This window comes from Martelella mediterranea, assembly GCF_021021415.1.
Classification (GTDB): domain Bacteria; phylum Pseudomonadota; class Alphaproteobacteria; order Rhizobiales; family Rhizobiaceae; genus Martelella; species Martelella mediterranea_C.
Map to the genome: position 1 here is coordinate 154,239 of NZ_JAINWJ010000008.1, position 15,888 is coordinate 170,126.

A 15,888-nucleotide genomic window follows, 5' to 3' on the forward strand; every position below is an offset into this window, starting at 1 on the left:
TAGATTCCATTCCCAGTTCAGCGGAACTCATCAACAGCGGTTTTGTCAAAAGACGGCGACTGATCGACCGGGGCATGAGGGTTTTCCTGTTCCTGTGCGCGGCACTGTCGGTATTCGTCACATTCGCCATCGTCTATATTCTGATACGCGATTCGGCCGGGTTCTTTGCCCATGTGCCGCTGTTCGACTTCCTGTTCGGCACGATGTGGACGCCGGTCTTTGCCGACCCGCAATTCGGGGTCCTGCCTCTCTTGGCGGCGACATTGCAAACGGCGGGGCTTGCTATGATCATCGCGGTGCCTTTCGGCCTGGTCATGGCAATCTATCTCAGCGAATATGCCAGGCCGGCGGTGCGTGAGACGGTGAAGCCTGCGCTCGAAATGCTCGAGGCGGTGCCCACTGTGGTTTACGGTTATTTCGCGCTTCTGGTGATGACGCCATTTCTGCAACAGTTCATTCCCGGGCTCAAGGGCATCAACCTGCTGGTGCCCGGCATCATCCTCGGCATCATGATCCTGCCCTACGTTGTCTCTGTCTCTGAAGATGCGATGCGCGCCGTGCCCAACAGTTTGCGCGAAGGCGGTTACGCGCTTGGCATGGCGAAATGGCAGGTGGCGACACGTATCGTCATCCCCGGCGCGTTTTCGGGCATCACCGCCGCCTTCATCCTCGGCATGTCGCGCGCGGTGGGCGAGACGATGGTACTGGCGATCGCAGCAGGCCAGAACCCGAACCTGACATGGGACCCGCGCGAGGGGGCCGCGACAATCACAGCCTATATCGTGCAGATGAGCCTCGGTGACGTGGCGCATGGATCGGTCGCGTACGAATCGATCTTTGCGGTGGGCTTGCTGCTCTTTGTCATCACGCTCGCCTTCAATGTCATCGGCTTCTACCTGCGCCGCAAGTTCCGCGAGGCATACTGAGATGGCCACCACAACCGAAGGAATGCCGGGCAACGGTGCTTCAACGAACCAGGCGGCGTTCGACGCGGTCGTCCGCGCCAAGAAGAAAGACATCATCTTCGCCTCCGGCGGGCTGATCGTCATGGCCATCGCAATGGCGCTGCTTCTGACGCTGATCGGCGACCTTGTCATCCGCGGCGCCACCCGCATCAGTTACGATTTCATGACCAGTTATCCGTCGCGCATACCGGAGCGGGCAGGTATTCTATCGGCATGGGTCGGCTCGCTTCTGGTAATGTTGGTGACCGCTTTCCTCGCCATTCCCATCGGGATCGGCGCGGGGCTTTATCTGGAGGAATATGCCAGGAAGGGGTGGGTCTCGAACTTCATCGAGATCAACGTGTCCAACCTCGCCGGCGTACCTTCGATCATCTACGGTCTTCTGGCGCTCGGTCTCTTCGTCTACGGGTTCGACCTCGGCAAGACGATCCTCGTGGCCGGCATGACGCTCGCACTGCTGATCCTTCCGATCGTAATCGTCTCGACCCGCGAGGCGGTGCGCTCGATCCCTTCGATCATCAAGGAGAGTGCTTATGGCCTTGGAGCCGATCAATGGCAGGTCATGTGGCACTACATCATACCGGCGGCGCGGCCTGGCATCCTGACCGGTGCCATCGTGGGTCTCAGCCGCGCCATCGGCGAGACCGCCCCGATCATCACGATTGGCGCGCTGACCTTCATCGCCTTCCTTCCGCCGCCGCCCGTGACCGGAGAGTTTCCGTTCATCTCCTTCGCCTGGCTCAATGACGGTTTCACCGTGCTGCCGATCCAGATGTTCAACTGGATTTCCCGACCTCAGGCTGGTTTTCACACCGCCGCGGCCGCAACCGGTGTGGTGCTGATCGTGTTGACCTTTTCGCTCAACGGCATCGCCATCTGGATCCGGTATCGGCTCCGCAAAGGACACAGAAACTGAACCATGATTGATGACAACATGACAGCCGAAAAAGCAGACGCCGAGATCGAGAAAAACAAACTTCAAGATGAACGCGAGGCGGCCATGCCGCCTCCGATCAAGCCTGCGGCTGAGAGCGAAGCGCTACGCGCCCGGATTGAGGATTTCAGCTTTTACTACGCCGACGGTTTCCAGGCGATCAAGAATGTCAACATGCCGATCCTCGACCGCAAGGTGACGGCGATCATCGGCTCCTCGGGATGCGGCAAGTCCACCCTTCTGCGCAGCCTCAACCGGATGCACGATCTCTACCCCGGCAACCGCTACGAGGGACGGGTAATACTGGAGCCGGAGGGCGAGAACCTGGTCGGCCGCGACGCCGATCCTGTGCTGGTGCGACTGCGCATCGGCATGGTGTTCCAGAAGCCGAATCCCTTTCCCAAATCGATTTACGAAAACGTGGCTGCCGGCTTGCGCGTGCGCGGGATCAGCAAACGCCAGGTGATCGACGAAGCGGTGGAAAGCGCATTAAAGCGCGCCGCGATCTGGGACGAGGTCAAGGACAAGCTCAATGGCTCGGCCTACGACCTTTCGGGCGGGCAGCAGCAGCGTCTGTGCATCGCACGCGGTCTGGCTCCGAACCCGGAAATCCTGCTTCTGGACGAGCCGACATCGGCGCTCGATCCGATAGCGACGGCCAAGGTAGAGGACCTGGTCCAGGAACTCGCGAAATCGGTGACCATCGTGATCGTCACCCACAACATGCAGCAGGCGGCGCGCATCTCGCACCGCACGGCATTCATGTATCTGGGCGAACTGACTGAATTCGGCGAAACGAGCCAGATTTTCAATAATCCCCAGCATCCCCGCACGGAGAACTACATCACCGGACGCTACGGTTGATGAGATGTCGAAAGGAAGCAAATGGAAAAGCGACATACGCTGCAAGCCTTTGAACAGGCACTGAGTGACCTGTCCGCCGCCGTCCTGATCATGACGGAACATGTTCAGGCCATGGTTGCAAGCGCAGCCCACGTGCTTCTCGACAACGATCTGGTGCGCGCCGGTGAAGTGGTTGAAAACGATCTGGTCGTGGACCGCGAATTGGAGACAATCCGCGCCCGCTGTCTGGATATACTGGTGCGCTATCAGCCGGTGGCCGGTGACCTTCGCCAGGTCATCGCCATCGAGCACAGCGCGGGAAACCTTGAGCGCGCGGCGGATCATGCGAAGAATATCGCCAAACGCGCCATTGCGGACCGCAACTCCCGGATATCGGCGGATGCAGCTGAACTGTTCAGACAGCTGCATGCCGCGGTTCTTGGAGCATTGGAAGATGCCAATGATGCCCTTGTGCGCCGGGATGTTGACCTGGCGCACAAGGTGGTGCGCGGCGACAGGCGTATCGATGTCCTCCATGACGATCTGTTTCACCTTGTTCTGGCAGGCAGCCGGCGAGACACCTCGAAACTGAAGTCCGATATCCATCTGCTGTTTGCCGCCAAAAGCCTGGAGCGTATCGGTGACCACGCCACGAATATTGCCGAAGAAGTGATTTTCATGAGCAGACGCGAAGCGCCAGACGGATCGATCGACACATAAGACGGGTCAACAAATAAGACGGGAACCGCCATGCTGAAGCAGAAAGCACTCGATCTGCTGAAACCCAGAATTCTCGTGGTCGAAAACGGGATGGTCGAACGGGACTCCCTGTTCCGGCAACTGCAGGACAGCGGATATGCTGCGTGTGTGGCGATGGACGGCAAGACGCCGCTGCAGGCGGCAAGAGATGAGAGGCCGGACATCGTCCTTTTCAATTGCGTCGCACCGAATGATTATGGCTTCAACCTGTGCCGCAGCTTCAAACAGGACAGCGCCACGAGGCAGATGCCGCTGATCATTCTGTCCGGCAGTTCCGGCGAGGAAGACAAGGTCAAGGGGCTTGAACTGGGCGCAGACGATTACCTGTCCAAACCCTACTCTTCATCGGAGCTGGCGGCGCGGCTCCATGTCCAGCTTCGTCGTATCGATTCCGGAAAGGTAAGGCCCTGCCTCACCTTTGAGCGCATCGCTCTGGATGAAGACGCGCTGCGGGTCTATATCGAAGGACGCCCCGTGCATCTCGGTCCAACCGAATATCGCATGCTTGCGGCCTTCATGAGTCGTCCTGGACGCCCCTTCACCAGGGAACAGTTGTTGGAACGCGCCGGACGGCGCAAAGGCGATGTCGATATTCGCAGTGTGGATGTGCATATCGGCCGTCTGCGCAAGGTGCTCAACCAGAAGAAAACGAACTACCCGCTCCGAACAATCAGGGGAATAGGCTACGCCCTCGGCTAAACCTTGCGGCTGACACAAAATCGTTGTCTCTTCCGGTCATAAGCATAAATCGGACTTATGACTGCACTGAAGAGGCATGCACGTAATGATAGATGACATGGTCGGGATGCTCGATGCGCTCGGGCACGCCGGACGGCTCCACGTATTCCGCGTTCTGGTTCGACGATATCCGCAATCAGTGGCAGCCGGTGAACTGGCCGAAACACTTGGCTATAAACGCTCGACGCTTTCCATCTATCTATCGGTTCTGCGGCGTGCGGGTCTCGTCCATCAGGATCGCGACGGGAACTCCTTGTTGTACAGCGCCGATCTATCCGGCGCGAAGTCGCTGATAGGCTTCCTCTCGGAGGATTGTTGTCGGGGCCGAACAAACAATGACCATCGCACGATAGATTTCGACGCGAGCGATCACCGCAGATATAATGTCCTGTTCGTCTGTACGCGCAATTCAGCGCGGTCAATCTTTGCCGAAGTCATCCTGCGTGACACCGCGCCTGAGCGGTTTGCAGCCTATTCCGCAGGCACATCGTCACATGGCGCGGTCCATCCCTTGACCCTGCAGGTTCTTGAAGAAAACGGACACGAGATTTCAGAACTGGGGACAAGCTCGATCGCCGAGTTTCAGAAGCCGGCCGCGCCGCAAATGGACTTCGTTTTCACTGTGTGCGACCAGGCGGCCAATGAAGAATGCCCGGTCTGGCCCGGACAGCCGGTTACAGCGCATTGGGGTCACCCGGATCCTGCCGCGGGCGACCTCAGCGACGATAAACGCCTCGAACTGTTTCGCCAGACCTATCAGGCCATGAGCCGGCGCATTCAGCCCTTCGCCGAGCTTCAGGGCGCAGCCCTCGATCGGGCAGCCCTGCAGAACAAGGTTGACGATATCGGAAGGCTTCAACTGGTTTGAGTTGAGGACTGTCGAAAACCGGCGGCTGAAAGACCTTTTCTTCAGTGCGTGTTCTGGTTGACGCGGCGAGAGAGTTCTGCCGCACTTTCGACGCGTTCTGAATAACGGTCGGTGAGATAGCCAGCCCTACCCCGCGTCAGCCAGGTGAACTTCACAAGTTCCTCACACACATCGACGATACGCATGTACAGAGGGGAAGGCTTCATGCGCCCGACTTCGTCAAACTCGGTGAAGGCCCTGGGTACGGATGATTGATTGGGGATGGTGATCATACGCATCCAGCGCCCGAGGATTCGCATCTGGTTGACGGCATTGAAGCTCTGGCTGCCGCCCGAAACCTCCATGACCGCCAGTGTCTTGCCCTGGGTGGGCCGGATACCGCCCAGCGATAGCGGTATCCAGTCGATCTGCGTCTTCATGATGCCGGTCATCGCGCCATGCCGCTCGGGGCTGACCCACAGCATGCCCTCGGACCATTGGGCGAGGTCGCGCAACTCCTGGACTTTCGGGTGGCCGGAATCCGCATCGTCAGGCAGAGGTAGACCCGACGGTTTGAAGGTGCGCACTTCGCAGCCGTACCAGCGCAGCAGTCTCATCGCCTCTTCGGAGGCCAGGCGTGAAAAGGAGCGCTCGCGCAACGAACCGTAAAGCACCAGAATCCTGGGGGGATGGCGAGGCGCATCCGGACCCGCCAGCAGATCGACGTCAACTGGAGGCAACTTGTCCGGATCGATATTCGGCAGGTCATCGAGGCGTTCGGTCCCGCTCATTGATTTGCCCCGCCGAAGCGCACCACATCGCCGTCTTCCTTGGTAAACACCGCCACCGGGTTGGCCAGCATTTCAAGTACCCGCTCTGAAGGCCGGCATAACCGCGCACCTTTTTCTGACACCACAATTGGACGATTGATCAGGATCGGGTGCGCCATCATGGCATCGATCAGTTGATCATCACTCAGCGTCGGATCATCAAGATTGAGTTCCTCAAAAGGCGTTCCCTTGCGCCGCAGCAACTCTCTTGGCGTGATCGCCATCATCGATATCAGTTCGGTCAGCCGTTCGCGACCGGGTGGAGATTTCAGATATTCGATCACGGTCGGGGTTTCGCCCGACGCTTCGATCATCGCAAGCGTGTTGCGAGAGGTTCCACATTCCGGGTTGTGAAAAATCGTCGTTCTCAAGCGTTTTCACTCCTTCTGTTCATTCAACTCAACACGAAACGGCTCGCAAACCTTCGGATGGCCTGCGCAGCAGTCTCTAACCAGAAATCGCAGGGTTTCCTGCATGTGATCGAGATTGGCGCGATAGATAATCGAGCGACTCTGTCGGCGCGACATCACCCATCCCGACCGTGAAAGCACCGCAAGATGTGCCGACATGGTGTTGTGCGGCACAGACAATTGACGCGCGATTTCCCCGGCAGCGAGTCCCTCGGGTTCATGGCGCACAAGGAGACGAAACGCTTCGAGACGAGTCTCTTGGGAAAGCGCGCCAAAACTATCGGTGATGTTCTTTATGTCCATATATCCAGTATTGTGGATATGATGGAGAATAGCAACCGGGCTCAATCGATTAATCGTAAGCGTGACTTGCCTTGCAGGCGTACTCCGCGTTCGACTTCTTGATTTCGGAAGGTTTGCGATGTCTTAGCCGGTTGTGGCTTTGGAGAGCTTGAAAGGCAGGAGGTCGGTGACTCTTCGTCCGACGGAGGCAGTTCGGCGAGGATATCCCCCAGCGGCTCAACGCGGTAAGCCCGGCTAGCAGACCGCGCACGGGTGGTTCGTCTCTCCGAGGCGATCGGACTTTAATCATGCCCCGCATCACGAATTCAGCTTCCTGCCCGGCCTCCACCTCCGACGGATACCCTCCCCGACCAACATTAGCGTTGTTCTTATCTCTGTTCAGCGAACGGCAAGTTTCGGGAGCATCAAGTCATAGTTTGAATGACCTAAATGGCGGCGCAAAGCCGCCGTCATCAGTTGCCAAGCCGGCTGGAGCACGGAAATTTGGAAGAAGGTGAGCGCGCGGCTCCGTATTGCGGGCGGTGGCGCGGAGCTCAGCTTCCAATAAAACGCTGGACCGAATCTATATCAAATATCTGTATCTATTATATTTTTCGGAAAAACGGGCCGATCCAAAAAATCTTCTTGACTCGGGGATGCACGAGAAATGGCCATTTCGTGCACACTTATGCTTCACTGGCAACTTAGAGATAGATTTGGCTGGGGTGGCTGGATTCGAACCAGCGCATGCCGATACCAAAAACCGGTGCCTTACCGCTTGGCTACACCCCAGCATGAGCCCGCGGGCCGGGGCCGGCGGTGCGCACAGCCTCTTAGCAAAGCTCGCGCCCGGTCTCAATGTCTAAATCTGTCCGCCTGACGAGATTCTCGCCGGCGACAGGAATTGGCGTTATTGAGCGCCGTGCCTCCGTTCGGAGGCTCTCAGGCGCTCGCACTGGTCGAATCCATGCATCATGCTTGCAGGAAGTTCAAACCGATCTTCGGGCCGGCGCTCCGGCCTTGCATTTTGCGCGCATGGTGTCAGACAGGCAGGACAGAAGTTGAAGGAAATGCGAATGGGCATACCCGAATTCGATCCGGCCTATGGACGCACCGTACCGCTTGCGGAAGGCATTGCGCGGTTGACGGCGAACAACCCCTCGCCGTTCACCTTTTTCGGCACGAACGGCTATCTCGTCGGCCGCGACGAGGTGGGCGTCATCGATCCTGGGCCCGATATCGATGGGCATCTGGAGCACTGGCTTGCCGCGATCGGCGGGCGCAGGGTCCGCTTCATCGCCGTCACCCACACCCATATGGACCATTCGCCGATGGCCCACAGTCTCAAGGCGGAAACCGGGGCGCCGATCGCCGGCTTCGGTCCGCATGAGACCGCCCGCCCGCTTTTCGCCGGCGAGGTCAATCCCTTTGCCGAGAGCGCCGATAGCGCGCTTCAGCCGGATATCGTTCTCGGCGATGGCGACACAATCGCCGCCGATAATGGCTTCGCGCTTCAGGCCGTGCACACGCCGGGCCACACCGCCAATCACCTCGCCTTCGCGCTTCAGGGCACGCCCTATCTGTTTTGCGGCGATCACGTGATGGACTGGTCGACCACGATCGTAGCCCCGCCCGATGGCTCAATGGGCGATTACATGGCCTCGATCGAGAAACTGCTGGAGCGCCCGGAAACCGTTTATCTATCGGGCCACGGCGACACGATCCGCGACGCCAAGGGCGTGTTGCGGGCCACCCGCTCGCACCGGCGCATGCGCGAAAAGGCGATCCTCGAGCGGATCGCGACCGGAGACGAGACTATTGCCGAGATCGTCAAGGTGATCTACCGCACCACGGACCCGAAGCTCCATGGTGCGGCAGCACTTTCGGTGCTGGCGCATCTGGAAGATCTGGTCGAGCGCGGCCGGGTGAAAACGGATGGACCGCCAATGCTGAAAAACAGTTACAGGCTTTCTGACTGAGACTGCCCGATCGTCGCCTGGGCGGCGGCAAGGCGGGCGGTGGGCACCCTGAATGGCGAGCAGGAGACATAGTCCAGCGCCAGCCCCTCGCAGAAGCGGATCGAAACCGGATCGCCGCCATGCTCGCCGCAGATGCCGATCTGGAGATCGCTTCGAGTCTGGCGGCCGCGCTCCGCGGCCATCCGCATCAGTTCACCGACGCCGTCGAAATCCAGTGAGACGAACGGATCGCGCTCGATAATGCCTTTTTTCTGGTAGGTGCCGATAAAGCCCGGCGCATCGTCACGCGACATCCCGAACGTCGTCTGGGTCAGGTCGTTGGTGCCGAGCGAGAAGAAGGCGGAGGTTTCGGCGATCTTGTGGGCGCGAAGGGCCGCGCGCGGCAGCTCGATCATGGTGCCGACGAGATACTCGATCTCCATGCCGGCTTCTGTCATCACCTCGCGGGCAACCGCGTCGATGCGTTCCTTCACATAGTCGAGCTCGGCGCGCAGCGACACAAGCGGCACCATGATTTCCGGCACCACGGCCTCGCCGGTGGCGCGGGCAGCGGCAACGGCGGCCTCGAAGATCGCCCGCGCCTGCATTTCGGTGATCTCCGGATAGGAGATCGCCAGACGACAGCCGCGATGACCGAGCATCGGGTTGAACTCATAAAGCGCGTCGAGGCGATGCCGAAGCGCCTGCTTGTCCATGTCGAGCGCGTCGGCGACATCGTCGACCTCGCTTTCGGTCTTCGGCAGGAACTCGTGCAGCGGCGGGTCGAGCAGGCGGATGGTCACCGGCAGGCCGTGCATGATCGAAAACAGCGCCTCGAAATCGTCCCGTTGCATCGGCAGGAGCTGGTCGAGCGCGGCGCGCCTGCCCTCTTCCGTTTCAGCCAGGATCATCCGCCGCATCATGTGGATGCGACCGCCCTCGAAGAACATGTGTTCGGTGCGGCAAAGGCCGATCCCCTCCGCGCCGAAATCGCGCGCCGCGCGGGCGTCCGCCGGCGTATCGGCATTGGTGCGCACCTTCATGCGCCGCACCTCGTCGGCCCAGACCATCAGCCGCTGGAAATCCTCGGAAAGCGCGGGCTTCTGCGTCGGCGCTGCCCCCTTCATCACCCGGCCGGTGGCGCCGTCGATGGTCACCTTGTCGCCGGCGTGGAGCATCACCCCGCCAATGCCGTGGAGGATATTGTCGAACCGGTCGACGCGCATATTGCCCGCGCCGGTGACGCAGGGAACGCCCATGCCGCGGGCGACGACCGCCGCGTGGCTGGTCATGCCGCCGCGCGTGGTGAGCACGCCGACCGCCGCGGTCATCCCCTGAATATCCTCCGGGCTGGTTTCGGTGCGCACCAGAATGACGCTGCGTTTTTCCGCCTTGGCGGCAATCGCCTCCTCGGCGGTGAACACGATTTCGCCGGTGACCGCCCCGGGCGAAGCCGGCAGGCCGGAGCCGATCTGGGTGCCGCGATATTCCGGACGGATGGTCGGATGCAGCATCTGGTCGAGCGTCGCCGGATCGATGCGCATGATCGCCTCACGGCGGCTGATCAGCCCCTCATCGGCCATATCCATCGCAATCTTGACGGCGGCGCCCGCCGCGCGCTTGCCGCCGCGGGTCTGCAGCATCCATAATTTGCCGCGCTCTATGGTGAATTCCATGTCCTGCATGTCGCCATACTGGCGCTCAAGCCGCGCGGAAATCGCGGCCAGTTCCGCAAAAGCCTCCGGCATCAGTTTTTCAAGCGAGGGCTTTTCGTTGCCCGAAGCGATGCGGCCGGCTTCCGTGACGCTTTGCGGCGTGCGAATGCCGGCAACGACATCCTCGCCCTGCGCGTTGACCAGAAACTCGCCGTAGAGCGCATTCTCGCCGGTGGACGGGTTGCGGGTAAACGCGACGCCGGTGGCCGATCCGTTGCCGAGATTGCCGAACACCATGGCCTGAATATTGACCGCCGTGCCCCATTCCGTCGGAATATTGTGCAGCGTGCGGTAGGCGATGGCGCGCGCGCTGGTCCAGCTTGCGAAAACCGCCGCGATCGCGCCCCAGAGCTGCTCGAACGGGTCCTGCGGGAAATCGCAGTCGAGTTCCTCGCTGAGAAGCTGCTTGTAGCTTGTGACGATATCCTCAAGCTGACCGGCGGTCAGCTGGGTTTCGGCCTGGTGGCCAAGCTCGGACAAACGCTCCTCGAGAAGCTCCTCGAACACTTCCTGATCGAGCCCGAGCGCGACATCGCTGTACATCTGGATGAACCGGCGATAGCTGTCCCAGGCGAAACGGGCATCGCCCGTGTCGCGGGCAAGCGACAGCACGGTCTCGTCATTGAGGCCGAGATTCAGGATCGTGTCCATCATCCCGGGCATGGAGACGCGCGAACCGGAGCGGACGGAAAGCAGCAGCGGGCGCTCGCCCGAGCCGAAGCGGCGGCCGGTGGCCGCCTCGACCGCGCCAAGGCCTTTGGCGACCTCCTCCTTCAGCCCGTCGGGGAAACTGCGACCGTTATCGTAGAAATAACGGCAGACATCGGCGATGATGGTGAGGCCGGGGGGTACGGGCAGGCCCATGCGCGCCATCTCGGCAAGGCCCGCGCCCTTGCCGCCGAGCCGGTCGCGGTCAATCTCGTGCTCATCTCCCGCGCCGAAGCCGTAAACCCAATTCGCCATGCATCCGCCTTCACACGCCTTACGGACCATCTCCACTGTTCCCGCAAGGCGCGAATTCCTCTTCTGGTGCGAGACGTTAGAGCATCGCGAACGAAATGAGAATTGGGCACTGGCGAAAAAAGCGCAGGCAACACCGATCTTTGGTCGATAACCGAGGCCGCGACGGCGCTCAAACCTCCTCAACCAGCTTTTCGGCGGTCTGCAGGTCGACGGAGACCAGTTGCGACACGCCCTGTTCGGCCATGGTGACGCCGAAAAGCCGGTCCATACGCGCCATGGTGATCGGGTTGTGGGTGATGACGATGAAGCGGGTTTCGGTGGTCGCCGCCATCTCGTCCAGCAGGTTGCAGTAGCGCTCGACATTGTGGTCATCGAGCGGCGCGTCAACCTCGTCCAGCACGCAGATCGGGGCCGGATTGGTGAGGAACACGGCGAAGATTAGCGCCATCGCCGTCAGCGCCTGCTCGCCGCCGGAAAGCAGCGTCATGGTCTGCGGCTTCTTGCCCGGCGGTCGGGCGAGGATTTCCAGCCCGGCCTCCAGCGGATCGTCCGATTCGATCAGTTGCAGTTCCGCCATACCGCCGCCGAACAGATGCACGAACAGCCGCTGGAACTGCTCGTTGACGGCGTCGAAGGCGGCCAGCAGCCGCTCGCGCCCTTCCCGGTTCAGGCTCTGGATCGCGCCGCGCAGCTTGCGGATCGCCTCGATGATATCGTCGCGTTCTTTGACCAGCGCGTCGAGTTGCGCCGAAAGCTCGCTCTGCTCCTCCTCGGCGCGCAGATTGACCGCGCCCAGCCGTTCGCGCTCGATTTTCAGCCGCTCCAGCGCGCGCTCGACCGAGACCGGCTCGGGAAGCTCGGCATCGGGGGCAAGGCCGGTCAGCCGGAAGGCCTCGTGGGGGGCGACTTCCAACACCTCGAAAATGCGTTTTTCCGCGCCTTCGCGGCGCTCGCGGGCAGACACCAGACGCTCCTCGGCGCGGCCGCGCTGCTCGCGGGCCTCGGCCAGATTGGAGAGCGCCTGCGCGGCTTCCCTGTCGGCGTCGCGCTGGGCGGTCTCCGCCTCGGCCAGCCGGTCGGCGGCGGCCTTGCGGGCCTCTTCCGCCTGCTCCAGTTCGCGGGTCAACTGGCGGCGCTTTTCCTCGAATTCCTCAGGCGCTTCCTCAAGGGTTTCCAGCTCCGCGCGGGCTTCCTCCTCGCGGGCCTTCAAGGTTTCGATCTGCGATTGCGCGCTTTTGGCGCGGTTCTGCCAGCTTGCCCGCTCCTGACCGATGGCCGTCAGACGACGCTGGCGGGAGTCGTTTTCACGCAGCAGTCCGTCATGGCGCGCGCGGGCTTCGGCCAGTTCGCCGCGGTGGCGCGACACCTCCGCGCCCTGCGCCGAAAGCCGGCTTTCCAGCGCGGAATAATCCGGCGCCTCGGCAAGGGCTGCCGACGCGTTCTCGAAGCTCAGCACGATATCCTCGCCCTGCGCCTGCAACTGGCTCAGCGTTTCGGCGGCGACATCGCGGCGGCGCACCAGTTCGCCGGACGCGCGCTCGGCCTCGGCAAGTGCTGCACGGGCATCGGCCACCGCGCGGCCGGCCATGCGCACCGCCTCGCGGGCGGTCGCAACCGCCTGCTCCTGCGCGCGCACCGCCTCGCCGGCCTCGACCTGCACCGCCCGGGCGTCCTCCAGGGCCACCTCGGCCTCCCGGCGCTCCTCTTCAAGCGTGGCGAGCCGGTTCTTCTGTGACAGCCGGAGGGCGGCCGCACTTGGCGCGTCCGCGCCCTTGATGAAGCCGTCCCAGCGATAGACCGCGCCGGCCTCGGTGACCAGTTCCTGGCCGGGCGCGAGTTCTGCCATCAGGGCGAGAGCGGCATCGTCGGCCACAAGCCCCACCTGGCGCAGGCGGCGCGACACTTCGGCGGGCGCGTCGACAAGCGTGTTCAGCGGGCGGCAGCCCTCCGGAAGCGCGGCATCGCCCCCGCCATCGCCATTGCCGTGCCAGTGGGCTGGGGCATCGGCCTCCAGCGGCGCGTCGAGATCATCGCCCAGCACCGCGCCGAGCGCGGTCTCATAGCCATGCTCGATGCTCAGCAGTTCGGCAAGCGGGGTGAAATCGCCGGCGGCGGCGCTCGCCGCCAGCATTTTCTCGATGGTTCGGGCTTCGGTCTCGATTTCCGAGAGCCGCGCGCGCGCCGCTTCCACCGGCTGGCGGGTCAGCGCCTCGTTGCGGCGCGCCTCGGCAAGCCGCTCGTCGGCCTCCTCGGCGGCGGCAATCGCCTCCTCCTCCGCGATCGCGGCCTCTTCCAGCGCCGCCTGTTTTTCCGCCGGGTCCGGCAGGCCAGCAATGCGTTCGCTGATCGCGGCAAGCTCGGATTGTGCATCGCCGATCTGGCGCTCGATCCGCTGACGGCGGTCGGTGAGTTCCGCGATGGTGCGCTCAAGCTGGCTGCGGTTGGCCGCCGCCTCGGCGCGCTCTGCCGTCAGCGTGGTGAACACCGCCTCGCTTTCGCCAAGCCGGGCCGCAGCCTCGTCCATTCTCTCCCGGGCCTCGGCAAGTTCCTCGCCAGAAAACCCGATCAGCTCGGTAAGCTCGGCCTCTTCCTCATCCAGACGCGTGAGGATCGCGCTATTGTCGGCGATCATCGCCTCCTCGCGGCGGATGTCCTCGCCAAGCTGGAGCAGCCGGCGGGAGAGTTCGTCGCGGCGCTGGGTCAGCCGCGAGGCATCGTCCTCGAGCTGGCGGCGGGCGATCTGCAGGCGCTGGAGCAGGGCCGCGGCCTTGACCTCCGCATCGCGCAGTTCGGGCGTCTTCAGGCCGGCGATCGCCTGGGCCTTGGCCGCTTCCATCTGCTGGTTGGCGCGCTCGGCCACCGTCGCGGTCAACTGGTTGAGCGCGCTGGTCGCCTCGGCTTCCGCCGTCTTGGCATCGACCCAGCGCAAATGCAGCAGGATCGCGTCATGGGCGCGGATATCGGCCGACAGCATCTTGAACCGGGTCGCCTGCCGGGTCTGGCGCTTCAGGCTCTCGATCTGGCTGGTCAACTGCCCGGTGACGTCCTCCAGCCGCTCCAGATTGGTCTCGGCCGCACGCAGGCGCAGTTCCGCCTCGTGGCGGCGGGAATAAAGCCCGGAAATGCCGGCGGCCTCTTCCAGAAGCTGGCGGCGGGCCTGCGGCTTGGCCTGGATCAATTCGCCGATCCGCCCCTGCCCGACCATGGAGGGCGAGCGGGCGCCAGTCGAGGCGTCGGCGAACAGGAGCTGGACATCCTTGGCGCGGGCCTCCTTGCCATTGATGCGGTATTGCGAGCCCTGCTCGCGCATGATCCGGCGCGTGACCTGAATTTCATCGCTGTCGTTGAAGGCGGCGGGCGCGGTGCGGTCGGAATTGTCGATATGAAGGCCGACTTCGGCGGCATTGCGGGCCGGGCGATTGCCCGAGCCGGAAAAAATCACGTCGTCCATGCCCGAGGCGCGCATGTTCTTGTAGGAATTTTCTCCCATCACCCAACGCAGCGCCTCGACAAGGTTCGACTTGCCGCAGCCATTCGGCCCGACCACGCCCGTCAGCCCCGGCGCGATGATGAAATCGCTCGCCTCGACAAAAGATTTGAAGCCGATCAGGCGCAGGCGGTTGAACTTCATGCGCCCTGCCCCTTACGGTCAATCAGCGCGCCGCCGCCGACCACGCACGCCGTAGCCGCATAGCCACCCAATCTTCTCGCCCCAGAGGGGAGAGATGTCGCGAAAGCGACAGTGAGGGGGGAGTCTATCCCCTCAAACGCCCTCACGATTGGATATGCTGCATCACCCTCACTGCCCCTTTCGGGGCATCTCTCCCGCAGGCGGGAGAGAGTATTGGGAGCAAGCCGCAAGGCCAAATGCAATCGCCCAAACGCAAAAAAGCGCGCGCCATCGCTGGCGCGCGCCCGAAACTCTTCGAACGTGCGGTCAAAGCATGCTGTTAATGAGGGCCGACATGGTGTCAACCGACATATCCCCCGCATATTTCTTTCCGTTGATCAGGAAGGTCGGCGTGGCGTTGACCCCGAATTCATCCGCACCGCGCGTTCTGACTGCATTAATGTCATCAAGCAGCTTCTGGTCCGTCAAGCAAGCCTGAAAGCTTTCCTGTGTAAAACCGGCGAGTTTCGCCATTTGCAGCATGGCGGCGCTGCCGTCTTCGGCCGTTGCCCATGTGCGCTGCTGCTGGAACATCATGTCGATGAACGGCAGATACTTGTCATTGGGCGTGCAGCGGGCCAGCATGAAGGCGGCCATGGCGCGCGGGTCGAAGGGGAATTCGCGGAAGATATAATAGACCTTGCCGGTATCGATGAAGTTTTCCTTGATCGCCGGAAACGTCTCTTCCTGGTAGGTCGCGCAATGCGGGCAGGTCATGGACATGTATTCGATGATCTTGACCGGAGCATCCGGCTCGCCGAGCGCGATATCGGGAAGGCTGCCGGGCTCAAGCGCCTTGTCCATATCGACGCTGCCCTGGCTCTTCGGCCGGTCCTGCGCATGTGCCGCGGAAAACCCCATCGTGCCGATGGCCGCGCCGACAGCCGCGCCGCGCAGCAGGTTCCGCTTTGTGATCTCGAATTCAGGCATATCCTGTACCTCGTCTGTTTCCCGTAACTCTCACTAGCGACCGC

The 15,888-nt window shown here is 62.1% G+C and carries 13 protein-coding genes and 1 tRNA gene; 7 read left to right on the top strand and 7 right to left on the bottom strand.

Annotation, left to right across the window (positions count from 1 at the left end):
- The first annotated feature begins 74 nt into the window (after positions 1–74).
- From pstC to K7H91_RS06360, 6 genes are all read left to right on the top strand, one after another.
- Positions 75–926 (top strand): phosphate ABC transporter permease subunit PstC, encoded by an 852-nt coding sequence (gene pstC, locus K7H91_RS06335; protein ID WP_230719357.1) that lies wholly within the window; start codon positions 75–77, stop codon positions 924–926.
- 1 nt (position 927) lies between these two features.
- Positions 928–1,881: a phosphate ABC transporter permease PstA gene (pstA, locus tag K7H91_RS06340; RefSeq protein ID WP_230719358.1), complete on the top strand. Its 954-nt coding sequence runs from the start codon at positions 928–930 to the stop codon at positions 1,879–1,881.
- An 84-nt stretch (positions 1,882–1,965) separates the two neighbouring features.
- A complete protein-coding gene (pstB, locus tag K7H91_RS06345; RefSeq protein WP_230719439.1) occupies positions 1,966–2,763 on the top strand; it encodes a phosphate ABC transporter ATP-binding protein PstB in 798 nt (265 codons plus the stop codon).
- A gap of 21 nt (positions 2,764–2,784) precedes the next feature.
- Complete coding sequence (gene phoU / locus K7H91_RS06350; protein ID WP_018065832.1) at positions 2,785–3,462, top strand: phosphate signaling complex protein PhoU; 678 nt, start codon at positions 2,785–2,787, stop codon at positions 3,460–3,462.
- A 30-nt stretch (positions 3,463–3,492) separates the two neighbouring features.
- Positions 3,493–4,200 carry a winged helix-turn-helix domain-containing protein gene (locus tag K7H91_RS06355; protein WP_230719359.1) on the top strand — a complete coding sequence of 236 codons (708 nt, stop codon included), beginning with the start codon at positions 3,493–3,495 and terminating at the stop codon, positions 4,198–4,200.
- 97 nt (positions 4,201–4,297) lie between these two features.
- Positions 4,298–5,107: a helix-turn-helix domain-containing protein gene (locus tag K7H91_RS06360; RefSeq protein ID WP_230719360.1), complete on the top strand. Its 810-nt coding sequence runs from the start codon at positions 4,298–4,300 to the stop codon at positions 5,105–5,107.
- 41 nt (positions 5,108–5,148) lie between these two features.
- On the opposite strand, the gene arsH is transcribed toward K7H91_RS06360, so the two are convergent.
- From arsH to K7H91_RS06380, 4 genes are all read right to left on the bottom strand, one after another.
- Positions 5,149–5,877, bottom strand: coding sequence for an arsenical resistance protein ArsH (arsH, locus tag K7H91_RS06365; protein WP_230719361.1), 729 nt, complete (start codon positions 5,875–5,877; stop codon positions 5,149–5,151).
- Positions 5,874–6,287: an arsenate reductase (glutaredoxin) gene (arsC, locus tag K7H91_RS06370; protein ID WP_230719362.1), complete on the bottom strand. Its 414-nt coding sequence runs from the start codon at positions 6,285–6,287 to the stop codon at positions 5,874–5,876. The genes arsH and arsC overlap by 4 nt, the downstream gene beginning before the upstream one ends.
- Before the next feature lie 6 nt (positions 6,288–6,293).
- Positions 6,294–6,629, bottom strand: a complete 336-nt coding sequence (locus tag K7H91_RS06375; RefSeq protein ID WP_230719440.1) for an ArsR/SmtB family transcription factor — start codon at positions 6,627–6,629, stop codon at positions 6,294–6,296.
- Positions 6,630–7,325: 696 nt separating this feature from the next.
- Positions 7,326–7,400 (bottom strand) — tRNA-Gln (locus K7H91_RS06380).
- 284 nt (positions 7,401–7,684) lie between these two features.
- Here K7H91_RS06380 and K7H91_RS06385 point away from each other — a divergent pair.
- A complete protein-coding gene (locus K7H91_RS06385) occupies positions 7,685–8,587 on the top strand; it encodes an MBL fold metallo-hydrolase (protein ID WP_230719363.1) in 903 nt (300 codons plus the stop codon).
- Here the strand turns inward: K7H91_RS06385 and ppdK are convergent.
- From ppdK to K7H91_RS06400, 3 genes are all read right to left on the bottom strand, one after another.
- On the bottom strand, positions 8,569–11,244 hold the full coding sequence (ppdK, locus tag K7H91_RS06390) for a pyruvate, phosphate dikinase (RefSeq protein ID WP_230719364.1): 2,676 nt from the start codon (positions 11,242–11,244) through the stop codon (positions 8,569–8,571). The two genes, K7H91_RS06385 and ppdK, sit on opposite strands and share 19 nt — an antisense overlap.
- Positions 11,245–11,413: 169 nt before the next feature.
- Positions 11,414–14,875, bottom strand: a complete 3,462-nt coding sequence (locus tag K7H91_RS06395; RefSeq protein WP_230719365.1) for a chromosome segregation SMC family protein — start codon at positions 14,873–14,875, stop codon at positions 11,414–11,416.
- Positions 14,876–15,181: 306 nt separating this feature from the next.
- Entirely contained in the window at positions 15,182–15,844 is a 663-nt protein-coding gene (locus K7H91_RS06400) for a DsbA family protein (protein WP_230719366.1), read from the bottom strand.
- Between the last annotated feature and the right edge of the window lie 44 nt (positions 15,845–15,888).